This is a genomic window from Mesorhizobium argentiipisi (SeqCode) (assembly GCF_037179585.1).
GTDB lineage: Bacteria > Pseudomonadota > Alphaproteobacteria > Rhizobiales > Rhizobiaceae > Mesorhizobium > Mesorhizobium argentiipisi.
In genome coordinates, this window is the sequence record NZ_JAPYKO010000017.1 from 46,403 (window position 1) to 71,269 (window position 24,867).

Annotated in this window: 21 protein-coding genes; 17 read left to right on the forward strand and 4 right to left on the reverse strand. The window is 64.0% G+C overall.

Annotated features, from left to right (window positions below; translation table 11 throughout):
* The first annotated feature begins 26 nt into the window (after positions 1 to 26).
* From O7A05_RS22245 to O7A05_RS22255, 3 genes are all read left to right on the forward strand, one after another.
* A complete protein-coding gene (locus O7A05_RS22245) occupies positions 27 to 542 on the forward strand; it encodes an RNA pyrophosphohydrolase (protein ID WP_415927041.1) in 516 nt (171 codons plus the stop codon).
* Between the two features lie 73 nt (positions 543 to 615).
* Positions 616 to 1,779 (forward strand): alanine racemase, encoded by a 1,164-nt coding sequence (gene alr / locus O7A05_RS22250; protein ID WP_337095100.1) that lies wholly within the window; start codon positions 616 to 618, stop codon positions 1,777 to 1,779.
* Positions 1,745 to 3,178, forward strand: a complete 1,434-nt coding sequence (locus tag O7A05_RS22255; RefSeq protein ID WP_337095101.1) for a D-amino acid dehydrogenase — start codon at positions 1,745 to 1,747, stop codon at positions 3,176 to 3,178. Before alr ends, O7A05_RS22255 begins: the two co-directional genes overlap by 35 nt.
* Before the next feature lie 38 nt (positions 3,179 to 3,216).
* On the opposite strand, the gene O7A05_RS22260 is transcribed toward O7A05_RS22255, so the two are convergent.
* Both O7A05_RS22260 and O7A05_RS22265 read right to left on the reverse strand, forming a co-directional pair.
* Complete coding sequence (locus O7A05_RS22260; protein ID WP_337095102.1) at positions 3,217 to 5,379, reverse strand: phospholipase D-like domain-containing protein; 2,163 nt, start codon at positions 5,377 to 5,379, stop codon at positions 3,217 to 3,219.
* On the reverse strand, positions 5,376 to 5,816 hold the full coding sequence (locus O7A05_RS22265; protein WP_337095103.1) for a hypothetical protein: 441 nt from the start codon (positions 5,814 to 5,816) through the stop codon (positions 5,376 to 5,378). Before O7A05_RS22265 ends, O7A05_RS22260 begins: the two co-directional genes overlap by 4 nt.
* 152 nt (positions 5,817 to 5,968) lie before the next feature.
* Between O7A05_RS22265 and O7A05_RS22270 the strand changes: the two genes are divergently transcribed.
* Complete coding sequence (locus O7A05_RS22270; RefSeq protein ID WP_337095104.1) at positions 5,969 to 6,544, forward strand: hypothetical protein; 576 nt, start codon at positions 5,969 to 5,971, stop codon at positions 6,542 to 6,544.
* Here the strand turns inward: O7A05_RS22270 and O7A05_RS22275 are convergent.
* Positions 6,541 to 7,422, reverse strand: coding sequence for a LysR family transcriptional regulator (locus O7A05_RS22275; protein ID WP_337095105.1), 882 nt, complete (start codon positions 7,420 to 7,422; stop codon positions 6,541 to 6,543). The genes O7A05_RS22270 and O7A05_RS22275 overlap by 4 nt on opposite strands.
* A gap of 159 nt (positions 7,423 to 7,581) precedes the next feature.
* On the opposite strand from O7A05_RS22275, the gene O7A05_RS22280 reads away from it, so the two are divergent.
* The 3 genes from O7A05_RS22280 to O7A05_RS22290 all read left to right on the forward strand — a co-directional run bounded on the left by O7A05_RS22280 (position 7,582) and on the right by O7A05_RS22290 (position 10,295).
* Positions 7,582 to 9,078: a CoA-acylating methylmalonate-semialdehyde dehydrogenase gene (locus tag O7A05_RS22280; RefSeq protein ID WP_337095106.1), complete on the forward strand. Its 1,497-nt coding sequence runs from the start codon at positions 7,582 to 7,584 to the stop codon at positions 9,076 to 9,078.
* 329 nt (positions 9,079 to 9,407) lie between these two features.
* On the forward strand, positions 9,408 to 9,710 hold the full coding sequence (locus O7A05_RS22285) for a hypothetical protein (protein ID WP_140841768.1): 303 nt from the start codon (positions 9,408 to 9,410) through the stop codon (positions 9,708 to 9,710).
* A gap of 267 nt (positions 9,711 to 9,977) precedes the next feature.
* Positions 9,978 to 10,295, forward strand: a complete 318-nt coding sequence (locus O7A05_RS22290) for a hypothetical protein (RefSeq protein ID WP_337095107.1) — start codon at positions 9,978 to 9,980, stop codon at positions 10,293 to 10,295.
* 27 nt (positions 10,296 to 10,322) lie between these two features.
* On the opposite strand, the gene O7A05_RS22295 is transcribed toward O7A05_RS22290, so the two are convergent.
* The gene (locus O7A05_RS22295) at positions 10,323 to 11,027 is read right to left on the reverse strand and encodes a GntR family transcriptional regulator (RefSeq protein ID WP_337095108.1); all 705 of its coding nucleotides are present in this window, start codon (positions 11,025 to 11,027) and stop codon (positions 10,323 to 10,325) included.
* A 69-nt stretch (positions 11,028 to 11,096) separates the two neighbouring features.
* Between O7A05_RS22295 and O7A05_RS22300 the strand changes: the two genes are divergently transcribed.
* The 10 genes from O7A05_RS22300 (at position 11,097) to pyc (ending at position 24,788) form a co-directional block, all read left to right on the forward strand.
* Positions 11,097 to 12,032 carry a dihydrodipicolinate synthase family protein gene (locus tag O7A05_RS22300; protein ID WP_337095109.1) on the forward strand — a complete coding sequence of 312 codons (936 nt, stop codon included), beginning with the start codon at positions 11,097 to 11,099 and terminating at the stop codon, positions 12,030 to 12,032.
* 14 nt (positions 12,033 to 12,046) lie between these two features.
* On the forward strand, positions 12,047 to 13,357 hold the full coding sequence (locus O7A05_RS22305) for an NAD(P)/FAD-dependent oxidoreductase (RefSeq protein ID WP_337095111.1): 1,311 nt from the start codon (positions 12,047 to 12,049) through the stop codon (positions 13,355 to 13,357).
* 13 nt (positions 13,358 to 13,370) lie between these two features.
* Positions 13,371 to 14,372, forward strand: a complete 1,002-nt coding sequence (locus tag O7A05_RS22310) for a 4-hydroxyproline epimerase (protein ID WP_337095112.1) — start codon at positions 13,371 to 13,373, stop codon at positions 14,370 to 14,372.
* 336 nt (positions 14,373 to 14,708) lie between these two features.
* Positions 14,709 to 15,611 (forward strand): branched-chain amino acid ABC transporter permease, encoded by a 903-nt coding sequence (locus tag O7A05_RS22315; RefSeq protein WP_337095113.1) that lies wholly within the window; start codon positions 14,709 to 14,711, stop codon positions 15,609 to 15,611.
* 5 nt (positions 15,612 to 15,616) lie between these two features.
* Positions 15,617 to 17,212 carry a high-affinity branched-chain amino acid ABC transporter permease LivM gene (gene livM / locus O7A05_RS22320; RefSeq protein WP_337095114.1) on the forward strand — a complete coding sequence of 532 codons (1,596 nt, stop codon included), beginning with the start codon at positions 15,617 to 15,619 and terminating at the stop codon, positions 17,210 to 17,212.
* A complete protein-coding gene (locus O7A05_RS22325; protein ID WP_337095115.1) occupies positions 17,212 to 18,405 on the forward strand; it encodes an ABC transporter ATP-binding protein in 1,194 nt (397 codons plus the stop codon). Before livM ends, O7A05_RS22325 begins: the two co-directional genes overlap by 1 nt.
* On the forward strand, positions 18,405 to 19,133 hold the full coding sequence (locus O7A05_RS22330; RefSeq protein ID WP_337095116.1) for an ABC transporter ATP-binding protein: 729 nt from the start codon (positions 18,405 to 18,407) through the stop codon (positions 19,131 to 19,133). The genes O7A05_RS22325 and O7A05_RS22330 overlap by 1 nt, the downstream gene beginning before the upstream one ends.
* A 116-nt stretch (positions 19,134 to 19,249) precedes the next feature.
* Positions 19,250 to 19,597, forward strand: coding sequence for a DUF6867 family protein (locus tag O7A05_RS22335; RefSeq protein ID WP_337095117.1), 348 nt, complete (start codon positions 19,250 to 19,252; stop codon positions 19,595 to 19,597).
* Between the two features lie 136 nt (positions 19,598 to 19,733).
* On the forward strand, positions 19,734 to 20,849 hold the full coding sequence (locus O7A05_RS22340) for a branched-chain amino acid ABC transporter substrate-binding protein (protein ID WP_337095118.1): 1,116 nt from the start codon (positions 19,734 to 19,736) through the stop codon (positions 20,847 to 20,849).
* Between the two features lie 480 nt (positions 20,850 to 21,329).
* Positions 21,330 to 24,788 (forward strand): pyruvate carboxylase, encoded by a 3,459-nt coding sequence (pyc, locus tag O7A05_RS22345; RefSeq protein WP_337095119.1) that lies wholly within the window; start codon positions 21,330 to 21,332, stop codon positions 24,786 to 24,788.
* Positions 24,789 to 24,867: the final 79 nt, after the last annotated feature.

The following is a 24,867-nucleotide window of genomic DNA, read 5'->3' on the forward strand; positions in this document are numbered from 1 at the left end:
AATCCTCAAAACGGCTGGAAATCCTTATGGTCAAGAAGATCGATCCCGAAACGCTGCCCTATCGTCCTTGCGTCGGGCTGATGATCTTCAACAGAGCAGGCCTGGTCTGGGTCGGGCACCGCATTGCCGAGCCGGACAGCGAGTTCGCCGGCACGACGCAGCTTTGGCAGATGCCGCAGGGCGGCATCGACAAGGGCGAAGAGCCGATCGAGGCCGCCGGGCGCGAGCTCTACGAGGAAACCGGCATGCGCAGCGTGTCGCTGCTGGCCGAGGCGCCGCACTGGATCAATTACGACCTGCCGCCGCATCTGGTCGGCGTCGCCTTCAAGGGCCGCTATCGCGGCCAGACGCAGAAATGGTTCGCCTATCGCTTCGAGGGCGATGAAAGCGAGATCGCGATCAACCCGCCGCCCGGTGGCCACACGGCCGAATTCGACGAATGGGCGTGGCGGCCGATGCGGGAGCTGCCCGATTTAATCGTGCCGTTCAAACGCAAGGTTTATGAGCAGGTGGTGGCCGCCTTCCAACACCTGGCTCCCTGACTGGCCCATCCACCCGGTTGTCGCGCCGGCTTGATGGCCGTATTGATTGCCGATGCAATAAGCGGGGGTCGCCATGAACGACGACACCGGACGCGGTTTTCCGGCACATGACTCAAACGGTGGTTCGACGGTCAGCGAGGCGGCCGCCGGCGCGATCCTGACGATTGACCTTGGTGCCATCCGCGAAAACTACCGCCGGCTGAAGGCGCGGCTGAAGGCGCGGCTGAACGGCGTCCGCTGTGCCGGCGTGCTCAAGGCCGACGGCTACGGGCTTGGCGCCGCCCAAGTGGCGTCGGCGCTCGCGAAAGAGGGCTGCGACATCTTCTTCGTCGCGCTGCTCGGCGAGGGCATAGCGCTGCGCAAGGCCATCGGCCCAGGGCCCGACATCTTCGTGCTGAACGGGCTGCCGCCCGGCTCCGAACCGGAAGCCGTGGCGGCCGGGCTTTGCCCGGTCATCAACAGCACCACGCAACTAAAGGCCTGGCGCGAGACCGCGCGGGGCATGGGCCAGAGCCTGCCTGCCGCCATCCAGGTCGACAGCGGCATGGCCCGGCTCGGTATGGCGGCGGCGGAAGTCGAGGCGGTCGCGGGGGAAGCGGGCGCATTCGACGGCATCGACATCCGCTATGTGATGAGCCATCTCGCCCGCGCCGACGAGCCGCAACAGGCGGCGAATGAGAGGCAGCGGCGCGAATTCGAACGGCTGCGCAAGATGCTGCCCGCGGCACCCGCCTCTTTGGCCAACTCGTCCGGCATCTTTCTCGGATCGGCCTATCACTACGACCTTGCCCGCCCGGGGGCGGCGCTCTACGGCGTCAACCCGACGCCCAACGCACCCAATCCGATGCTGCCGGTCATACGGCTGCAGGCCAAGGTGGCGCAGACGCGGCAGGTCGGCGCCGGCGCCGGCATCGGCTATGGCCACACCCATCATGCGGACGGGCCGCTCAGGCTGGCGACCATTTCGCTGGGCTATGGCGACGGCTGGCACCGTCGCGCCGCTTCGGCCGCGTGGTTCGAGGGCGTGCGGTTGCCCTTCGTCGGCCGCGTGTCGATGGACTCGATCATTCTCGACGTCTCGGCGCTTCCCGCCGGCCGGCTCGGCGAAGGCGACCTCGTCGAGCTCATCGGCCCGTCACAAAGCGTCGACGACGCGGCCGGCCATGCCGGCACGATCGGCTACGAGATATTGACCAGCCTGGGTGCGCGCTTTCACCGCCGTTATATCGGCGGCTGAGACAGCCGCCTTTGCAAGCTGGTCCACAGCGTGTCCGCCGCTGACTGGCCCCTTGGCGGGCGCGGCAAAATCCGGCAGACAGACGGGGACGATCCTGGCCCTTCGGCGGCATGATCGGCCTTTGAGGGAGCATAGAATGAAAGTCATCGTGCTGGGCGGCGGCGTGATCGGGGTCACCACTGCCTACTTCCTCGCCGAGGCCGGTCACGAAGTGACAGTCTATGATCGCCAGCCGGGGCCGGCGCTCGAAACCAGCTTCGCCAATGCCGGCGAAGTGTCGCCGGGCTATGCGTCGCCCTGGGCCGGGCCGGGCATCCCGGTCAAGGCTATCAAATGGCTGTTGATGAAATACGGACCGCTGGTGGTGCGGCCGGCTTTCGACCCGAATATGTGGACCTGGCTTCTAAAGATGCTTCGCAACTGCACGGCCGAGCGCTATGCGCTTAACAAGTCGCGCATGGTCCCGCTTGCCGAATACAGCCGCGACACGCTGAAGGCGCTGCGCGAGGCGACCGGCATCACTTACGACGAACGGACCAAAGGCACGCTGCAGCTCTTCCGCAAGCAGAAGCAGCTCGACGGCACCGGCGGCGACGTCGAGGTGCTGAAGAAATATGGCGTGCCCTACGAGATACTCGACCGCGACGGCTGTGTCGCGGCCGAGCCGGCGCTGGCGGCGGTGCGTGAGAAATTCGTCGGCGGCCTTAGGCTTCCGGGCGACGAGACCGGCGACTGCAAGATGTTCACCGACAAGCTCGCCGAGCTCTGCGTGGCGCGCGGCGTAACCTTCGAATACGGATCGACCATCCGGCGCATCGTCAGGAACCGCAACCGCCTCACCAATGTGCTTACGGACGGCGGATGGAGAACCGCGGATGCCTTCGTGATGGCGATGGGCAGCTATTCGGCGCAATTCATGCGCTCGCTGGGGCGGCCGATCCCAGTCTATCCGGTAAAGGGCTATTCGATCACCGTGCCGATCAGCAATGCCGAGGCCGCGCCTGTGTCGACCGTCATGGACGAGACCTACAAGGTGGCGATCACGCGGCTCGGCGACCGCATCCGCGTCGGTGGCACGGCGGAGATTTCAGGTTATGATCTTCGCCTGCATGAAACGCGCCGCCGCACACTGGAACATTCGGTCGGCGACCTCTTTCCCGGCGGCGGCGACCTCAAGGCGGCGAGCTTCTGGTGCGGCTTGCGGCCGATGACGCCGGACGGACCGCCCTTGGTCGGACTGAGCGAGGTTGCCAATCTCTATCTCAACACCGGCCACGGCACGCTCGGCTGGACCATGGCCTGCGGCTCGGCCAAGGTGCTGGCCGACATCATGTCCAACCGGGTTCCGGAGATCAACGCGCGCGACCTGAGCCCCGAACGGTATCTGAAACCCATTTGACCGCGTCGTATCGGGGTGAGGCGGCGCACTTCAAGGCCTCAGAACGCCTCCCTGACCCAGCTGTCGCTGAACAGCAGCCGGTAGGCCCAGCCGATCGTGACATTGCTGGCGACCGGGCGCGAATGGGCGAGATAATCGTCATAGACCGGCTTCATGCGGCGGTAGAAGGCCGGATCGAGCACGACTATGCCGTTCTCCGAGTCATGGAAGAAGCTGCGGTTGTTGAGGTTGACCGAGGAGATTGCGACCAGCCTCTCGTCGATCATCATGATCTTGGAATGCAAGACGACATCCGGCGCCTTGAACTCGCGGATGCTGATGCGGTCGCCATATTTCTCGACGAACAGCTTGTTGAGCGCGGTGAGGAACCGGCCGCCGATATCGCCCTTGAGGTCGATGCGGCCGACCACATCGATCTTGACGCCCCTGGCCAGCGCCCGGTCGAAGGCGCGGGCGATATCGGGCGTCAGGTTGAGGTAGGGATTGACGATCTCGATGCAATGCTCGGCCGTGTCGATCAGTTCGACGAAATAGGCCTCCAGCGCGTGCCCGTCCTCATAGGGCACGGAAATGAAATGCCGCGCCACGCCGCGTGGGGCCGTGGCGGAACGGACCGGAACGGAGAACGGCCGCGACAAATTGGTGTCGGCGTCGCGCAGCCAGATGGTCGACAGATGCGCGGCCAGCGTCTCGACAGTCGCCGGGTCGGCGATCTCGATGTCGAAGTCGCTCCAGTTGGAATAGTAGTTCAGCGAAAAGCCGTCGGTCTTGCCGTATTGCTCCAGCTGCGGATAGCGGGTCAGGTCGACCGGTTTGTGGAACAGAAAACCGTCATGGATGTTGCGGCCGCCGATGATGACGCGTGAGCGTCCGGACTGCTCGGCCAGCGTCGCCAGCATCTTGATGTGGTGGGTCTTGTGCAGTTGGGAGATCTGCTCGTCGAACGGCGCGCCGCGATCGGCTTGCCAGCGATATTCCTGCAACTCGACATTGGGGAACTCGGATGCCAGCCGGTGCAGCATGGCGTCGTCCTTCTCCCGCTCCAGCACATCGGTGACCAGGATGCGCACCTTGGTGCCCTGCGCCGCGTGGTGGCGGATCAGCCGCTCCATGATACGGCCGGAGAAGTCTGCCTTGAACTCCAGCGACGACAGATAGATAAGCCTGAGCTTCGGCGCGTTGGAGAAATCGAGCGGCAGTTCGGGGTCCGCCTTGTCGAAGGCGCTGTCCGGCAGCGTCTTGCCGAGCAGGGCTTCGACCTTGGCGTTGAAGCCGTCGCGCGATTTGCGCAGCAGGGTCGGCGACCCCAATGGCAGCGCGCAGGTCTGCGAGAGCCAGCGGCCGGCATAGAAGGCGCGGTCAAGCTCCTCCATACCCGCCGGATCGGGCACCGGACAGCGGTCGTAGCGGCTGTCGAGCGCTGCGATCCAGGGATCGGCGCTCTCCTCCCGCAGCAGGGTCAGCGGCGCGCCGGCCGGCGCCAGGGTCGAGGTGACGCGAAGATCGCAGCGGGTCACCGCCTGGTCCGGAAACAGGCTGACCGAGATCTCAACGGCCGGTAGGCTGAGATGGAATGGCGCGGTCCTGGCGAGAGTGGTGGATCGGCCCGATGCGCGGATCGCGAGCGGGCCGTTGCAGGTGCCGCCGATGTCGATGGGCTGTTGGCCTGCCTGGCGCAGCACGATCTCGACCGAACGCGCCTCGAGGCCGGAGAAGCTGAAGGTCTTGGGCGCCAAAGGCCGCGCGGTGGAGTCGAGATAGAGCGTCTGCCGCGACACGCGCCAGCGGCCGGCGAACCGGCCTTCGCCCGGCCTGCCTTGTGTCGGCGTGATCTCAGTGTCGTCGAGCGGTCTGGCCAGCCGCTGCAGCGCCGGATAGGTCGCCTGGAAGCCGCTGTTCTGGACATCGCGCCAGTCGCGACCGAAGCGGCCGGTGCCGTTGGCGCGGTCGAGCGCATCGAGACGGCTTTGGGCGAGCAGCGCCTGGAACTGTTTCTCGTAGGCGCCGTTGCCGTCATTCGCGAAATAATGCGCCGCGGCTATCTCCGCGCCGCCGCCGTCCGCCGAGACAGGCAGGCGGCCGCAGGCGTCGTCGCCCGGAAAGAAGACGCAAGCCGAATGGCCGGGCATGGTGGCGCAACCGGCAAATGCTGCCAGCGCCAATCCAAGGAACGCCCTGGCGACAGCCGACCTGAGGCTCATCCGGCCGCCCCGTTCATGGTCTTGAGCTCGGCAGGATCACGTGGCGGCAGGAAGCCTTGCGGGAAGATCCTGCAGAGGGGAAAGGCGAAGGTGGCGATGAGCAGTTCGGCCTCGCTGCGCATCTTGCGCGGCGCCGTCCTGTCGTCGCGTATCTTTCTGGCGGAGGCGACGAGCGCGCCGTCGCAGTCGCAATGATTGCGCCTTGCAATGTAGCAGGCGTCGTGGACCCGGCAGGCGGCATCGAGACGGTCGACCGGTTTGGCCGACAAATCGCCGGTGCGCGTGCCCGGGCCGCAATAATTGCCGATGACGAAAGGCGAGGGGCGCGACATGGCATAGCGGATCGGCTTCGGCAGCTCCGCTTCGGGAACCTTCGCCCAGGGATTGGCGCAGCCCGACAGGAAAAGCAGCGGCAGAATGGCAAGAACGGCTCGCATTTCTCCGCCGGCGTTCCGAAGATTGTCCCCCTTGCGCCCGGTCACGACATGGCCAGGCGCGCTGGTGCCACAGTGGCTGAATTTGTGGCGGAGGCAAGGCGGCAAGGACCAACTGCCTGTGATAGGATCGATGGCAGCGAGGGGACTTTGGGATGCGTCTTTTTCTTTTGGCGACGGCGGCCGCATATCTGACCTGCGCCGCGGCGGCGCTTGCCGCTGACAAGACCGTTCACGATCGGGAGCATGGCTTTTCGCTGACCTATCCCGAGGAATGGGCGAGCGAAACCGCGTTTGACAACACCATTCGGCTCAAGATCAAATCCGGCGAAGGAGCACTCACCTGCCGCGTGTCGGAAAATGCCTACGATCCGACCGCTCCCAACAATCCATCCGACGTCAGGGCGTTCATGGAGGAAGATTGGAAGGTGAGCAACTGGCAGACCATGGTCGGCGTCGCCTATCAGGCAGCCGCCTTCCGCCAGGACAGGTTGGCGCATTTTCCGGACGGCTATCCGGTGCGCATAGCCGAGATGGATTTCCACTATGCCGACGAAAATGTCAGCTTCTACGGCCATTCCCGCATCGCGCTGACGCTGCGCAGCTCGCATTACGGCTTCGTCGATTGCGGCGTCGCGGGCGACAACTCCGAAGAGGTAGAGCGGAAATGGGCGCCGCTTGCGGACGAGGCCGAGAAGATCGTGAGCTCGTTCGTGCTCGACGCGGATTAGACAAAAAGGCCCCGCTCCCGCTCCACCGCCTTGGTGATGAAGTTGGCAACCAGCTGGACGCGGCGCAGCGGCCGCACCGATTCATGATAGACCAGCCAGTAGGCGCGGCGGATGGGCGCGACGATGTCGACCGGCACCAGCTCCGGCATCGAACGGGCGACGAAAGTGTGCAGGATGCCGATGCCCGCGCCGGAGCGCACCGCTTCAGCCTGGCCGAGGGCCGAGGAGATGGCAAAGCTGGTGCGCCATTCGGGGCTGAACTCGGCGGCATAGTCGAGCGAGGGGCTGACGATGAGGTCCGGCACATAGCCGATCAGCGTGTGCCGGCCGAGCTCGGCCGGCGCTTTCGGCAGGCCATTGGCTTCGGTATAGGTGCGGGAGGCGAAGAGGCCGAGCGTGTAGTCGACAAGCTTGCCCGCCACCAGCCGACCTTCGGTCGGCCGCTCGACGGTGATCGCGATATCGGCTTCGCGCCTGGATAGCGAGAAGGAGCGCGGCACCGGCACCAGCTGGATGGTGAGCTCGCGGTGCAAAGCGGTCAGCTCGCCCAGCCGCTTTGCCAGGAAGGCGACGCCAAAGCCGTCCGGCGCGCCGATGCGCACGGTGCCCGAAACGTCGTCGCCCTCGCCGGCAATGGCCGAGCGCGCGGCGATCATGTCGCCTTCCATGCGCTCGGCAATGTCGAGGAAGCGCTCGCCGGCCGGCGTCAGTTCGCTGCCGGTGGTCAGGCGGCGGAAGAGTTTTGTGCGAAGCGCCTCCTCGAGCGCGGCGATGCGGCGCGAGACGGTGGCGTGATTGAGCTCCAGGCGCTTGGCCGCACCGAGGATCTGCCCGGCGCGCGCCACAGCGAGAAAGATGCGGACGTCATCCCAGTTCATTGGAATCCCTGACGACAGGAGCACCCTGTCATTTGCGGCAATTAATGCACAGCTCGGGATCGGTGTCTATTTTCCGCACAACGGTTGCGATCTTCCTCGCGTTGCCATCGCCGCCGCAAAGACGGACAATGCACCATCACCAAACAAGGGAGAGAAGGCATGATCGAATACGGTCATTTCATCGGCGGCAAGCGTGTCGCCGGCACCAGCGGGCGCAAGCAGGATGTGATGCAGCCGATGGACGGCGCCGTGCGCGGCACAGTGGCTTTAGCCTCGCAGGCGGAGCTGCGCGCCGCGGTCGAGAACGCCAAGGCGGCGCAACCGACATGGGCGGCCACCAACCCGCAGCGCCGCGTGCGCGTGCTGATGAAGTTCCTCGAGCTGGTCCAGCGCGACTATGACGAGCTGGCCGATATCCTGGCGCGCGAGCACGGCAAGACCATCGCCGATGCGCGCGGAGACATCCAGCGCGGCCTCGAAGTGGTCGAGGTCTGCATCGGCGCGCCGCACATGATGAAGGGCGAGTTCACCGACGGCGCCGGCCCCGGCATCGACGTCTATTCGATGCGCCAGCCGCTCGGCGTCGTCGCCGGCATCACCCCGTTCAACTTCCCGGCGATGATCCCGCTGTGGAAGATCGCGCCGGCCATCGCCTGCGGCAACGCCTTCATCCTGAAGCCGTCCGAGCGCGATCCGGGCGTGCCGATCCGCATCGCTGAACTCTTCATCGAGGCCGGCCTGCCTGCCGGCATCCTCAACGTCGTCAATGGCGACAAGGAAGTGGTCGACGCCATCCTCGACGATCCTGACATCAAGGCGATCGGCTTCGTCGGCTCGACGCCGATTGCCCACTATATCTATTCGCGCGGCACCGCCTCGGGCAAGCGCGTGCAGTGCTTCGGCGGCGCCAAGAACCACATGATCATCATGCCCGACGCCGACATGGACCAGACGGTCGACGCGCTTATCGGCGCCGGCTACGGCTCGGCCGGCGAGCGCTGCATGGCGATCTCGGTGGCCGTGCCGGTCGGCAACGACACCGCCAACCGGCTGATGGAAAAGCTGGTGCCGCGGGTCGAAAGCCTGAAGGTCGGCCCCTCGACCGATTCTTCCGCCGATTTCGGCCCGCTGGTGACGGCACAGGCGCTGGAGCGCGTGAAGGGCTATGTCGATATCGGCGTCAAGGAAGGCGCCAAGCTCGTCGTCGACGGCCGCGGCTTCAAGATGCAGGGCTATGAGAACGGCTACTATATGGGCGGCTGCCTGTTCGACAACGTGACCGCTGACATGCGCATCTACAAGGAAGAGATCTTCGGGCCGGTGCTCTCGGTGGTGCGCGCGCCGCGCTATGAGGACGCCATCAAGCTCGCCAACGACCACGAAATGGGCAATGGCGTCGCCATCTTCACCCGCGACGGCGACGCCGCGCGCGATTTCGCATCCAGAGTCCAGGTCGGCATGGTCGGCATCAACGTGCCGATCCCGGTTCCGATCGCCTATTACACCTTCGGCGGTTGGAAGGCGTCGTCCTTCGGCGACCTCAACCAGCACGGCCCGGATGCGTTCCGCTTCTACACCAAGACCAAGACGGTCACCTCGCGCTGGCCGTCGGGCATCAAGGACGGCGCGGAATTCGTCATCCCGACGATGAACTAGCCCTACGGTTTCCTCGTTTGCGCGTCCTCGCCACTTCGTGGCTGCGGGCGCGCGGCGAGGGCGGTCCTCCAAGCAGATCTGAGGAAGCGCGGTGCAAGCCGCGCTTTCTTTCTATGCTGCGTCCACCTCTCGCTTTTCGTCGCCGTGTCATGGCGGCACAATTCGACGTGCGGCACGTCGACGGCATCCGCATATTCTAATAATTCCATCGCCGTGTGATGGAACCAACAGACCACCATCTGCCTTAGGCTGTATTCCTGCCATGCGTGCAGGCAACCAAGCAGCGCCGGTTCAAGCCGGGGTTCTCGTCTGGCGCGAGGAGGTGTCAGATGACACGATTTGTTGTGGCGGCAATATTGGCGGCAACCGCAATGACCGTTGGAGCCGCGCCGGCGAGCGCGGCGGCGCAATGCGCGGCGCGCGCCGACATCATCAAGGCACTTGGCGACAAGTTCCACGAAACCGAGGCCGGGCGCGGCCTGATCAATCCGAACGTCGTGCTCGAGATCTTTGTCTCGGATCAGGGAAGCTGGACGGTGCTCGCCTCCGACACCAAGGGCCAGAGCTGCGTGCTTTCCGTCGGCGAGGGCTGGGATAGCCCGACGATCACCGCGGCGATGCCGGGCGCCTGAAAACGCCAGGGAGCCGGGGTGAGCGCCGCAACGGCTCCTGCGGTCGAGTTCAAGTCGCGCCACGGAAGGCGCTTTCCGCGGCGCCGCTTGTTTACGGAGCCGAGCTTCACCATATCGAATCCAGGGAGTCATGATCTCCCGACGACAGACCGGAAGCCAGAAGGAGTGACGTGATGAAGACGTCCAATCCGGCCTGGAGCCTTCCGGCACACTGAGGCGGCCGAATGTGCCTCCCTTGCCGGAATGCGAAGGCAAAGGAGGTGCCCCATGGCACGCAAATTTTCGTTTCGATGGGTCAAGCTTGCGGCCTTTGGCGCCATGATGGCGCTGTCGGCAGTTCCGGCGCGGGCGCAAGTGATCTGCGGCGGCCATGACTATCTGGTCGCGAGGTTGGCGGAGGCATTCGAGGAGAAGCGGCTGGGCTATGGCGTGGCCGGACAAGTCGCCATCTTCGAGGTGTTCGTCTCGGCCAGCGGAACCTGGACCATCCTGATGACCGACGTCAAAGGCCAGAGCTGCATCCTGGCCGCCGGCGAGGGATGGGAAGACACGCTGGCCACCGCGGTCGGGCAGCCGGGCGGCTGAAACGCCTCGAGCAGGCGCTGATCCTGCTCAGCGCGTGGCGGCCACCTCGGCATGACTGCGCAGCAGCGCTATCAGCTTCTTGGCGTCCTTGGCGGCGGCTTCCTCGTCGCCGTCGAGGATGGAACGGATCAGCGCCACGTGGTGCTCGGCCGATTCGGCGAGGCCGGTGTCGGCCTTGTAGCGGTACCAGAAGCGGCGGCTGTGGGTCTGCAAGGGGGCGGCGACACGCGCCGCGAAGGGGTTGTCGGCGGCGATGGCCAGCGCCTCGTCGAGCGCCTTGTCGGCCTGGATGAAGGCAAGCACGTTGCCCGAGATCACCGCCTTCTGCATCGCCAAGGCCGCCTCATGGAACAGGTCGGCGGCCTCGCGGGTGACGAAGCGGGCGGCCGAGCGGGCGAGCACGACCTCGATGCCGCGCCTAGCGTCCAGCACCCGCAGCCAGTCGCCGGCGTGAAGCGGCGCGACCGCGATGCCTGCGCGGGGTCTGATGTCGAGAAGCCCTTCCCAGGCCAGCCGCTGGATAGCCTCGCGCACCGGGGTGCGTCCGAGGCCCAGCCGCTCGATCAGCGCGCCTTCGGTGACAAAGCTCGACGGCGCCAGCTCGAGCGTGACGATCATGTGCTCCAGCGCGCGATAGGCCTTGGTTGCCGCCGGCTCGAAGGTCGTGTTCGACTCAGCGGATATCAGTGGAGAAATCAAAGGTCGGCTCCTGATATATTTTTCATATATCATAACGGATTCAGCATTGACGAGCCAGCTCTTAATAGATATACGCCTGATATATCAATCGGAGAGATAGCCATGTGGACCGGAGTTTTCCCTGCCGTCACGACCAAGTTCACCGCCGACGACCGCCTGGATCATGCCGAGATGGAGCGCTGCTATTCCCTGCAGATGGAGGCCGGCTGCGACGGTATCATCGTCTGCGGCTCGCTTGGCGAGGGCCCGATGCTGTCGCCTGACGAGAAGATCGAGGTGCTCAAGACGGCGCAGCAAGTCGCCGGCAAGAAGCCGGTGCTCTTGACCGTCAACGAGCCCGGCACGCGTGAAGCGGCTGTTATCGCCAAACGCGCCGCCAAGGAAGGCGCCGACGGGCTGATGGTGGTGCCGAGCCCGATCTATCACACCAACCCGGAAGAGACGGTCGCCACCCTGCGCGCCGTCACGGAAGCCGGCGACCTGCCGGTGATGATCTATTCCAACCGGCACGCCTACCGTGTCGATGTCACCGTCGACCTGATGGAGGAGCTGGCGTCGGACAGACGCTTCGTCGCCATCAAGGAATCCTCCGACGACATCCGCCGCTCGACCGAGATCATCAATCGGTTTGGCGACCGCTACGACCTCTTCACCGGCGTCGACAACCTTGCCTTCGAGGCGCTGTCGGTCGGCGCCATCGGCTGGGTCGCCGGCCTGGTCACCGCCTTCCCGCGCGAGACGGTCGCGATCTACCAGCTGATGCGGCAGGGCCGCCGCGACGAGGCGCTGGCGATCTATCGCTGGTTCCGGCCCTTGCTCGACCTCGATGTCTCGACCTATCTGGTCCAAAACATCAAGCTTGCCGAAGTGCTGGCGATCGGTACCAATGATCGCGTGCGCATGCCGCGCCAGCCGCTGTCGGGGGAACGCCGCAAGGCGGTCGAAAAGATCGTCCGGGATGCGCTGGCGGTGCGGCCGAAGCTGCCGCCGCTGCAGACGTCTCCTCGATCGGCGGAGCAGATGGTGGCGGCCGAATAAGGGACAGCCCTGACGTGCAGGAAAATTCCAAATCCCTGGAACAGGAGCGGCGCTCCGCCACTGGGGCACCTTCTCTCCGTGCGCGGGGAGAAGCGGAAGACATCGCCATCATCGGCGGCGGCATCATCGGCATCTGCGCTGCGACCCTGCTCTCGGAAGCGGGGTGCAGCGTCACCGTCTTCGACCGCACCGGCATCTGCGAGGAGACGAGCTCAGGCAATGCCGCCGCCTTCGCCTTCTCCGACGTGCTGCCGCTGGCGCATAAAGGGATGATCCGGCAATTGCCGAAATGGCTCGCCGACCCGCTCGGGCCTTTGACCATTCCGCCGGCCTATCTGCCGAAACTCCTGCCCTGGCTGATCCGCTTCTGGCGGGCCGGTGCGCCCAAGCACTACGAGGCGAGCCTTTCCACGCAGGCCGGCATGATGAGGTTGGCCGAAGCCGAATGGATGGGGCTGCTCGACCGCTCCGGCACGCGGCCAATGCTACGCGAGGACGGTTCGCTGGAATTCTATGAGAGCGAGGCGGAGTTCCGCGCATCACTGCCCGGCTGGGCCGAACGCCAGCGTTTCGGCATCGGCTTCCGCCATGTCGAGGGCGAAGAGATGGCCGCGCTGCAGCCGGGTCTTTCGCCGCGCTTCGTCAAGGCCACCTTCGTGCCGGGCTGGAAGACGGTCGCCGATCCGAAGCTGCTCGGCAAGGCGGTCTGGGCCTATGCGGAAAAGCTCGGCGCCCGTTTCGAGCATGCGCGGGTGGAGCGCGTGGAAGCGGCCGCAAACGGCGCGACGATCATCCTGGCCGACGGCAGCAGGCGCACGGCCAAGAAGGTCCTGATCGCCGCCGGCGCCTGGTCGCATCTCCTGGCAAGGAATTTTGGCGACCGCATCCCGCTCGAAACCGAACGCGGCTATAACACGACGCTGCCGACGTCGGCTTTCGGCGTGAAGCGGCAGCTGATCTTTTCCGGGCATGGCTTCGTCATCACTCCGCTGCAAACGGGACTTCGCGTCGGCGGCGCCGTCGAGCTCGGCGGCATCGAGCGGCCACCCAATTTCGCCCGTTCCAAGGCGATGCTGGAGAAAGCGAAGCGTTTCCTGCCCGGGCTCGATCCGTCCGGCGGCCGCGAGTGGATGGGCTATCGTCCGTCGCTGCCGGATTCATTGCCGGTCATCGGCACGGCACGCGCGCCGAACGTCTATTATGCCTTCGGCCACGGCCATCTCGGCCTGACCCAGTCGGCGGCGACCGGCCGCTTGATCCGCGATCTCGTTCTCGGGCAGACTCCGCCGCTCGATCTCACGCCCTTCAGTCCGCAGCGTTTCTGAAAAAGAGTGCATCATGGCGAAAAAATCCTTCTTCTGCATCGACGGCCACACCTGCGGCAACCCGGTGCGCTTGGTCGCCGGCGGTGGGCCGCTGCTCGAGGGCGCGACGATGATGGAGCGGCGGGCGCATTTCCTCGCCGAATATGACTGGATCCGCACCGGGCTGATGTTCGAGCCGCGCGGCCACGACGTGATGTCGGGCTCGATCCTCTACCCGCCGACGCGCGATGACTGCGACATCGCCATCCTGTTCATCGAGACCTCGGGCTGCCTGCCGATGTGCGGCCACGGCACGATCGGCACCGTCACGATGGCGATCGAGCACGGGCTGGTGAAGCCGAAGACGCCGGGCGTCTTGAGGCTCGACACGCCAGCCGGCCTGGTTATCGCCGAATACAAACAGGTCGGCGAATATGTCGAGGAGGTGCGCATCACCAACGTGCCGTCCTTCCTCTATGCCGAAGGCTTGACCGTCGACTGCCCGGTGCTCGGGGAGATCAGCGTCGACGTCGCTTATGGCGGCAATTTCTACGCCATCGTCGAGCCACAGAAGAATTACCGGGACATGGCCGATTACTCGGCGGGCGACTTCATCACCTGGAGCCCGGTTGTGCGCCAGCGCCTCAACGAGAAATACTCCTTCGTGCATCCGGAGAATCCCGGCATCAACCGGCTGTCGCATATGCTGTGGACGGGCAAGCCGAAACATGCCGAGGCCGATGCGCGCAACGCCGTCTTCTATGGCGACAAGGCGATCGACCGCTCGCCTTGCGGCACGGGCACGTCGGCACGCATGGCGCAGCTCCATGCCAAGGGCAAGCTCAAGCCCGGCGACAGTTTTGTCCATGAATCGATCATCGGCTCGCTGTTCAAGGGCAGGGTCGAAAAGGAGGTCAGCGTGGCGGGCAAGCCGGCGATCATCCCCTCGATCGGCGGCTGGGCACGGATGACCGGGTTGAACACCATCTTCATCGACGACCGCGATCCGTTCGCGCATGGGTTCATCGTCACATAAGCGTCATAGCCTCACGCAACGGAAGGCGTTCCGGCTAAAATGGACTGCCTTCGTTCGCGCAAGAAATCTTCACATCACCTTCTTTTGACGGCGCTTTCTTCGAAAGGGCGAGCATTATAGGGATGAATCGTCAAAGACATTGCGTTATGCCAATGATAGGGTCCGCGATAGTCCAGGGGTCGGGCGCGGGAAAACGGGCAATCGGACGGCGTGCTTCCAAACCACGCGGAGCGATTGAAAAATCACGTTGCAATCCGGGCTCGAAACTTTACGACTAGGGGCAATACGAAAAGGAATGCGTCCTGAAAGGCGACATTCCAGGGGAGCCGCATAAATATGCAGTATTTCGTCCAGCAGCTTATCAATGGGCTGACGCTGGGATCGATCTATGGGCTGATCGCGATCGGCTATACGATGGTCTACGGCATCATTGGCATGATCAATTTCGCCCATGGCGACATCTTCATGGTCGGCGCCTTCACGGCGCTCATCGTCTTCCTGATCCTTGGCGCGCTGCTCTATTCGGTGCCGGTCGTGGTGGCGCTCCTGATCATGATGATCGTGGCGATGCTTCTCACCAGCCTCTACAATTGGACGATCGAGAAGGTGGCCTACCGGCCGCTGCGCGGCTCGTTCCGCCTAGCGCCGCTGATCACCGCCATCGGCATGTCGATCGCGCTGTCCAACTTCGTCCAGGTCACGCAAGGGCCGCGCAACAAGCCGATCCCGCCGCTGGTCAGCCAGGTCTACACGATCAACGGCATCAGCATCTCGCTGAAGCAGATCATCATCGTGATCGTCACCATCATACTGCTGGCGATCTTCTGGTATCTCGTCAACCGAACCGCGCTCGGCCGGGCGCAGCGCGCCTGCGAACAGGACCGCAAGATGGCCGCGCTACTGGGCATCGATGTCGACCGTACCATCTCCATAACCTTCATCATGGGCGCGGCTCTTGCCGCCGTCGCCGGCACCCTGTTCCTGATGTATTACGGCGTCGTGGTGTTTTCGGACGGCTTCGTGCCGGGCGTGAAGGCCTTCACGGCGGCCGTGCTTGGCGGCATCGGCTCGCTGCCTGGCGCGGTGCTCGGAGGATTGCTCATCGGCTTCATCGAGAGCATGTGGTCGGCCTATTTCTCGATCGACTACAAGGACGTCGCCGCTTTCTCGATCCTGGCGATCGTGCTGATCTTCCTGCCCTCCGGCATCCTCGGCCGGCCTGAAGTCGAAAAGGTCTGATCCTCATGGCCGCTACCGTGTCTTCGGAGCGCGACGCCGTCGCTACTCCCCTCCAACGTGCTTTCCGCGAGGCGCTTTATGCTGGCGCCATTTCGCTCGGCCTGTTCGTGCTGTTCATTGGTCTCAGGACCGACCAGAACATCAGCAACGAACTGATCCTGGTGCAGCGCTGGGGCTTGCTCGCCCTGGTGGTCATTGCCACTGCCGTGGGCCGCTTCCTGTATGTCGCCTATGGCCAGCCCTTCCTGGCGAGTCTGAAGGTCGCCGACATCGACACAGGCCTGCTGCCCGAGACCGTGGCGGCACGCTTCTTCAGGATGCCTTTTTTCATAGCCGCGGTCGTTATCGCAGCCTTGCTGTTCGTGCTGGCCGGCTCGCTTGACGGGCTGCTCGGACCCGACCTTGCCGGCTACGCGCGCTTCGTGCGGGCGCTCGCGATCATCTATGCCGTCGCTTGGGTAATGTATTATTTCCGGGCCTTCATCCACGCCCACTTCTCGGCGTTGGGCATCAGCGCGCTGGCGCTCTATCCGATCGTCGTCGTGCTGGTGCTCGCGCTGATAACGGGATCGATGGCAGGAGGTTTTCAGGGCTCCCTGAAATGGGTCGACAATTTCGGCATACAGATCCTGATCTATGTAATGCTGGCCTGGGGGCTGAACATCGTTATCGGCCTCGCCGGCCTGCTCGATCTCGGTTATGTCGCCTTCTATGCTGTTGGCGCGTATGCCTACGCGCTGCTCGGCACGCATTTCGGCCTGTCCTTCTGGATCCTGCTGCCGGCTGCCGGCTGCATGGCCGCCTTCTGGGGCGTTATGCTCGGCTTTCCGGTGCTGCGATTGCGCGGCGACTATCTGGCTATCGTCACGCTTGCCTTCGGCGAGATCATCCGGCTCGTGCTGATCAACTGGCGCGAAGTGACCAATGGTTCGGCCGGCATCTCCGGTATTCCGAAAGTCTCGTTCTTCGGCCTGATGTCGTTCAATGTCTCCGATCCGAACTATATCGCCAAGGTTCTGCCCATTGCCACATCGGGCGCCTATTACAAGATCTTCCTTTACTATCTGATCCTCGGACTCTGTCTTTTGACTGCCTTCGTTACCGTTAGGCTGCGCCGGCTGCCGGTCGGCAGGGCTTGGGAAGCACTACGTGAGGATGAGATCGCCTGTCGCTCGCTCGGCATCAACACCACCACCACCAAGCTGACCGCGTTCGCCACCGGCGCCATGTTCGGCGGCTTTGCCGGCTCGTTCTTCGCCGCACGGCAAGGTTTCGTCAGCCCCGAATCCTTCGTCTTCCTGGAATCGGCGATTGTCCTTGCCATCGTCGTGCTCGGCGGCATGGGTTCGCTGGTCGGCATCGCCGTAGCGGCACTGGTGATGATCGGCGGCACTGAAGCCTTGCGGGAACTCGACTTCCTGAAGCGGGTCTTCGGTCCCGATTTCACGCCCGAACTCTACCGCATGCTTCTGTTCGGCATGGCCATGGTGATCGTCATGCTATGGAAGCCGCGCGGCTTCGTCGGCAGCCGCGAGCCCACGGCCTTCCTCAAGCAGCGAAGAGCGGTCTCGGCCTCCTTCACCAAGGAGGGCCACGGCTGATGAACGCGACCCCTTCCTCGAACGACCTCATCCTGCAGGTCGAACATCTGTCGATGAAGTTCGGCGGCCTGGTCGCCATCGGCGACCTGTCGTTCCAGGCCAGGCGCGGCGAGATCACCGCGCTGATCGGCCCGAATGGCGCCGGCAAGACTACGGTGTTCAACTGCATCACCGGCTTCTACAAGCCGACCGAAGGCATGATCACGCTGAACCGGAACGACGGCTCGACCTATCTGCTCGAGCGCCTGCCCAACCACGAGATCCCGGCGCGCGCCAAGGTGGCGCGCACCTTCCAGAACATCCGCCTGTTCTCGGGCATGACGCTGCTGGAAAACCTGCTCGTTGCTCAGCACAACAAGCTAATGAAGGCTTCGGGCTACACCCTTCTCGGCCTGTTCGGCTTTCCGAGCTACCGCCAGGCCTCGGCCGAATCGATCGAGCTCGCCAGGCACTGGCTGGAGAAGGCCGATCTCGTCGACCGCGCCGACGATCCCGCCGGCGACCTGCCCTATGGCGCGCAGCGGCGCCTGGAGATCGCGCGCGCCATGTGCACGGGGCCGGAGCTTCTGTGCCTGGACGAGCCGGCCGCCGGCCTCAATCCGAAGGAATCGGCCGCGCTCAACGAGCTGTTGATGGGCATCAAAAGCACCGGCACGTCGATCCTGCTCATCGAGCATGACATGTCGGTGGTGATGCAGATCTCCGACCATGTCGTCGTGCTCGAATACGGTCGCAAGATTTCCGACGGCAATCCGGCATCGGTCAGGACCGACCCGCGCGTCATCGCCGCCTATCTCGGCGTCGACGACGAAGAGGTCGAGACGGTGCTGACCGAGGTCGGCGACGAGGACGTGATCGAGCAGCTCGATACCGGCCCCGATTCCGCGCACGGGCCCGGCAATTCCGCATCGATGATGGCGGGGCCGGTTTCCGATTCCGTCGAACATGCGAATGAGGGCGAGCGGGTCACGGTGTCGAAGGGCGCCTCGAAGGCGGCGCAGGTCGACGCGCGCGACGCGTCGATAGCCGGCAAGCCCCGATCGGCAGCCGAGCCGGCCGCGAAATCCGGTACTGCAAAAGCGGCACCTAACAAGCCGGCTGCCAAGGCTCCAGCCGCGAAAGGCGGCAGTGCTTCGAAGGGCAAGGACACAGCGGCCAAGCCCACAGCGGGCAAGCGTGGAGGGCGCAAGTAATGGCCGGCACAACGTTGCTCGACATCAAGGGTGTCGAGACCTATTACGGCAACATCCGCGCGCTGAACGGCGTCAATGTGCAGGTCAACCAAGGTGAGATCGTGGCGCTTATCGGCGCCAACGGCGCCGGCAAGTCGACCTTGATGATGACCATCTTCGGCGCTCCGCGCGCACGGACCGGCACCATCACCTTCGCCGGCACCGACATCACCCAGCTGCCGACGCACGAGATCGCCCGCCTGCGTATCGCCCAGTCGCCGGAAGGACGTCGCATCTTCCCGCGCATGACGGTGATGGAAAACCTGCAGATGGGCGCCAGCCTCGACAACCTCAAACATTATGACGAGGACGTCGAGAAGGTGTTCACGCTGTTCCCGCGGCTGAAGGAGCGCATCACCCAGCGCGGCGGCACCCTGTCGGGCGGCGAGCAGCAGATGCTGTCGATCGGACGCGCGCTGATGGCGCGGCCGAAACTGCTTTTGCTCGACGAGCCGTCGCTGGGTCTCGCGCCGCTGATCGTCAAGCAGATATTCGACGCCATCCGCGACCTCAACAAGACGCAGGGGCTGACTGTGTTCCTTGTCGAGCAGAACGCCTTCGGCGCGCTCAAACTGGCCACGCGCGGTTATGTCATGGTCAACGGCAATGTGACGATGAGCGGCACCGGCAAGGAGTTGCTCGCCAATCCGGAAGTGCGTGCCGCCTATCTCGAAGGCGGACATCATTAGAGCGGGATGGCTTTCCCAGGATCGCCATTCCGCTCTAAGGCTTTGTTCTTGAAGCATGGTCTTCTCCGAAAAGTCTGCAATTTTTCGGGATCATGCTAAGATCTGGGGATATCATCATGCAGGGTATTGTCTACGAAGAGGCCACGATCTGGCAGTTCCTGTTCGTCACAGGCCTGCTTGGCGGCGGGGCGGCATGGATGACAGGCAAAGCGGCGGCTCAGACCTGGAGCACGTATCTGCGGCTGTTCTTCTACCTGCTCGGCCTCGGCATCGGCGTCAGGTTCATCCATCACGCGCTGTTCGACGGCACGATGTTCTCGCTGCATTACTATATCGTCGACACCATCGTGCTGATGATATTGGGCTTCCTCGGCTATCAATACACGCGCACAAACCAAATGGTCACACAGTATAACTGGCTCTATGAAAGAGCTTCCTTGTTAAGCTGGAAACCGAAAGCTTGACGTTCACCATTACGCCGTTTCGGGGATGAATCGGCGTGACAAGTGCCTGAAAATCGGCATTCTATGCTTTCTGCGATAAGGGTGGGCATCGCATGAAAGTATCATCCACGCCCACTCCGTAAATGGGAGCGTTTCAATGAAAAAATCACTTTTGTCCGCCGTGGCGCTGACCGCGTTCGTCGCGTTCAGCGGCAGCGCGTGGGCCGATATCCTGATCGGCGTCGCCGGTCCGATCACCGGTCCGAACGCGGCTTTCGGCGCGCAGTTGCAGAAGGGCGCGGAACAGGCGGTCGCCGATATCAACGCGGCGGGCGGCATCCTTGGCCAGCAGCTCAAGCTCGAGATCGGTGACGACGTCTCCGACCCCAAGCAAGGCATCTCGGTTGCCAACAAGTTCGTCGCCGATGGCGTCAAGTATGTCGACGGCCACTTCAATTCGGGCGTCTCCATCCCGGCGTCGGAAGTCTATCAAGAAAACGGCATGCTCGAGATCACGCCGGCCGCGACCAACCCGAAGTTCACCGAGCGCGGCATGTGGAACACCTTCCGCACCTGCGGTCGCGACGACCAGCAGGGCAAGGTGGCCGGTGATTACATTGCCAAGAACTTCAAGGATGCCAAGATCGCCATCATCCACGACAAGACGCCTTATGGCCAGGGCCTTGCCGACGAGACCAAGAAGAACCTGAACGCCAACGGCATCAAGGAAGTGTTGTATGAAGGCGTGAATGTGGGTGACAAGGACTTCTCGGCCCTCATCGCCAAGATGAAGGAAAACGGCGTCACGCTCATCTATTGGGGCGGCCTGCACACCGAAGCCGGCCTGATCATCCGTCAGTCGGCCGATCAGGGCCTGAAGGCGCCGCTGTTCTCGGGCGACGGCATCGTCTCCAACGAACTGGCCTCGATCGCGGGTGATGCCGTCGCCGGCACGCTCAACACCTTCGCTCCGGATCCGCGCAAGAATCCGGCCGCCAAGGAAGTGGTGGAGAAGTTCCGCGCCAACGGCTTCGAGCCGGAAGCCTACACGCTCTACTCCTATGCCGCGGTGCAGATCATCGCCCAGGCCATCGCTAAGACCGGCTCGGCCGACGACGCGCAGAAGGTTGCGGAGACGATCCGGGCCAACACCTGGAAGACGGCCATCGGCGACATCGGTTACGACGCCAAGGGCGACATCACCCGTCCTGACTATGTCATCTACGAGTGGAAGAAGGGCGACGACGGCAAGTACAGCTACTTCGAGAAATAAGCCGGCCAACTCTAAAGCAGGTCGTGACCTGCTTTAGGTCCTTCATTTCAAGCATGTCTTCGTCCGGAAACCGCTACACACTTTCGGGAGACATGCTTTAGCCGACTTTTCGGGATGCCCGGCGCTTGCGCCGGGCATTTTCGTTAGAGCGTGTCATCGTGTCACGGTAACGGCGAACCGCTCTATCTCTTGTTCGACGCAATTCCGGACGGTCGGCTCCGGCCGAAGTCGCCGAGCCCAAGTGCTCACACTTTCCTGGAATTGCTCAGGGCGGGCGAGGCCGACCGGAGAGCACTGCGCCGCGCCCCGGGAATAGCCGGTCCACTACACATGGTCTGTGTTCGAAGAACAGCAATGACGATTTGGCGCAAACAGGCGACTTAAATCGTTTTAGCTGTCGCGCAAATTTGTTTGCGCTGCAGCATTTTCCCGTTAATCATTGCGCCGGTTCATCTCTCTTCCGCTGCTGGAGCCCAGTCCTTGGCCATCACGAAGATCCTCGTCGCCAACCGGTCCGAAATCGCCATTCGCGTGTTCCGCGCGGCCAACGAGCTCGGCCTCAAAACCGTGGCGATCTGGGCGGAGGAGGACAAATATTCGCTGCACCGCTTCAAGGCCGACGAAAGCTACCAGGTCGGGCGTGGACCGCATCTCGCCAAGGATATGGGGCCGATCGAGAGCTACCTGTCGATCGAGGAGGTGATCCGGGTCGCCAGGCTGTCGGGCGCCGACGCCATCCATCCGGGCTATGGCCTGCTCTCGGAAAGCCCGGAATTCGCAGAAGCTTGCGCCAAAGCAGGCATCACCTTCATCGGGCCGAAGCCGGAAACGATGCGCAGGCTGGGCAACAAGGTCGCCGCGCGCAACCTGGCGATCGAGGTCGGCGTGCCGGTCGTGCCGGCAACCGATCCGCTGCCGGACGACATGGACGAGGTGAAGAAGCTCGCGGCGCAAATCGGCTATCCGGTGATGCTCAAGGCCTCGTGGGGCGGCGGCGGCCGCGGCATGCGTGCCATCCGTTCCGAAGCCGACCTCGCGCGCGAGGTGATGGAAGGCAAGCGCGAGGCCAAGGCCGCCTTCGGCAAGGACGAGGTCTATCTCGAAAAGCTGATCGAGCGTGCGCGGCATGTCGAGGTGCAGGTGCTGGGCGACACCCACGGCAATGCGGTGCATCTGTTCGAGCGCGACTGCTCGATCCAGCGCCGCAACCAGAAGGTCGTGGAGCGTGCGCCGGCGCCCTATCTCAGCGAAGAGCTGCGCCAGGAGCTCTGCGGCTACGCGCTCAAGATCGCGCGCGAGACCAGCTATATCGGCGCCGGCACGGTCGAGTTCCTGCAGGATGCCGACACCGGCAAGTTCTACTTCATCGAGGTCAATCCTCGCATCCAGGTCGAGCACACCGTCACCGAGCAGGTGACGGGCATCGACATCGTCAAGGCGCAGATCCACATCCTCGACGGCTTCGCCATCGGCACCAAGCAATCGGGCGTGCCGGCGCAGAAGGACATCAGGCTGAACGGCCATGCGCTCCAGTGCCGCATCACCACCGAGGATCCGGAGCACAATTTCATCCCGGACTATGGCCGCATCACCGCCTATCGCGAGGCGGCGGGCTTCGGCATCCGGCTTGACGGCGGCACCGCCTATTCGGGCGCGGTCATCACCCGTTTCTACGATCCGCTGCTGGAAAAGGTGACAGCCTGGGCGCCAACACCCGGCGAGGCGATTTCACGCATGAACCGGGCGCTGCGCGAGTTCCGCATTCGTGGCGTCGCCACCAACCTCACCTTCCTCGAAGCGATCATCAACCACCCGCGCTTCGCCGACAATTCCTACACGACCAGGTTCATCGACACGACGCCGGAACTGTTCGAGCAGGTGAAGCGGCAGGACCGGGCTACCAAGCTGCTCAACTACCTCGCCGACGTCAGCGTCAACGGCCATCCGGAGACGCGCGGCCGGCCAATGCCGAAGGCGAATGCGGCCGCACCCGTGGTGCCCTATCTCAACGGCCATGTTCCGGACGGCAGCAAGCAGAGGCTCGATGCGCTTGGCCCCGAGAAATTCGCGGCCTGGATGCGAGAGCAGCGCCAGGTGCTGGTCACCGATACGACGATGCGCGACGGACACCAGTCGCTGCTCGCCACGCGCATGCGCACCTATGACATCGTCGGCATCGCCGGCACCTATGCGCGGGCACTGCCGCAGCTCTTGTCGCTGGAATGCTGGGGCGGCGCGACCTTTGACGTCGCCATGCGCTTCCTCACCGAGGATCCGTGGGAGCGGCTGAGCAAGGTGCGCGAGGCGGCGCCCAATCTTCTGCTGCAGATGCTTTTGCGCGGCGCCAACGGCGTCGGCTACACCAACTATCCCGACAATGTCGTCCAGCATTTCGTCGCCCAAGCGGCAGCCGGCGGCGTCGATCTGTTCCGCGTCTTCGACTGCCTGAACTGGGTCGAGAACATGCGCGTCGCCATGGACGCGGTCGGCGCCGAGGGCAAGCTGGTCGAGGCGGCAATGTGCTATACCGGCGACATCCTCGATCCGGCGCGCGCCAAATACGACCTCAAATACTATGTCGGGCTGGCCAAGGAGCTGGAGGCCGCCGGCGCGCATATCATAGCCGTCAAGGACATGGCCGGCCTGTTGAAGCCGGCCGCGGCGCGCGTGCTGTTCAAGGCGCTGCGCGAGGCGACCGACCTGCCGATCCATTTCCACACGCACGACACGTCCGGCCTTTCGGCAGCGACGGTGCTGGCGGCGGTGGAGAGCGGCGCCGACGCGATCGACGCAGCGATGGATTCCTTCTCCGGCAACACCTCGCAGCCCTGCCTCGGCTCGATCGTCGAGGCGCTGAAGGGCACAGAGCGCGATCCCGGTCTCGACCCGCAATGGATCCGCCGCATCTCCTTCTACTGGGAGGCCGTGCGCAACCAGTATGCGGCCTTCGAGAGCGACCTCAAGGGGCCGGCCTCGGAAGTCTATCTGCACGAAATGCCGGGTGGCCAGTTCACCAACCTCAAGGAACAGGCGCGCTCGCTTGGGCTGGAGACGCGCTGGCATGAGGTGGCGCAGGCCTATCACGACGTCAATCTGATGTTCGGCGATATCGTCAAGGTGACGCCGTCGTCGAAGGTGGTGGGCGACATGGCGCTGATGATGGTCAGCCAGGATCTCACCGTCGCCGATGTCGAGAACCCGGCCAAGGACATCGCCTTCCCGGATTCGGTGGTGTCGATGCTGCGCGGCGATCTCGGCCAGTCGCCCGGCGGTTGGCCGGCGGCGCTGCAGAAGAAGGCGCTGAAGAGCGAGAAGCCGATCACGGTGCGGCCCGGCTCGCTGCTAAAAGCAGCCGACCTCAAGGCCAGCCGCAAGGACATCGAGGGCAAGCTCGACCGTAAGCTCTCGGAATATGAATTCGCCTCCTGGCTGATGTACCCGAAGGTGTTCACCGATTTCGCCGCGGCGCAGGAGACCTACGGGCCGGTGAGCGTGCTGCCGACGCCGACCTATTTCTACGGCATGAAGCCGGAAGACGAGATCTTCCTCGACATCGAGAAGGGCAAGACGCTGGTGGTGCGCTGCCAGGCGTTCGGCGACGTCGACGACAAGGGCATGGTCACCGTGTTCTTCGAGCTCAACGGCCAACCGCGCCGCGTCAAGGTGCCGGACAGGGCGCATGGCGCTTCCGCCGCCAAGGCGCGCCGCAAGGCCGAGCCCGGCAATGAGGCGCATGTCGGCGCACCGATGCCCGGCGTCGTGTCGGCGCTTGCCGTGGCGGCCGGACAAGGGGTCAAGGCGGGCGACGTGCTCTTGTCGATCGAGGCCATGAAGATGGAAACCGCGCTGCATGCTGAACGCGACGGCGAGATCGCCGAGGTGCTGGTCAAGGCCGGCGACCAGATCGATGCGAAGGATCTGTTGATCGCCTTTAAATGACGGTCGGATCGCGATGCTTGATGGGCGGCTGGCAGCAGCCGTCCACAGCCGCTCGACAAGTGTCTTGACCCGTCGCGCC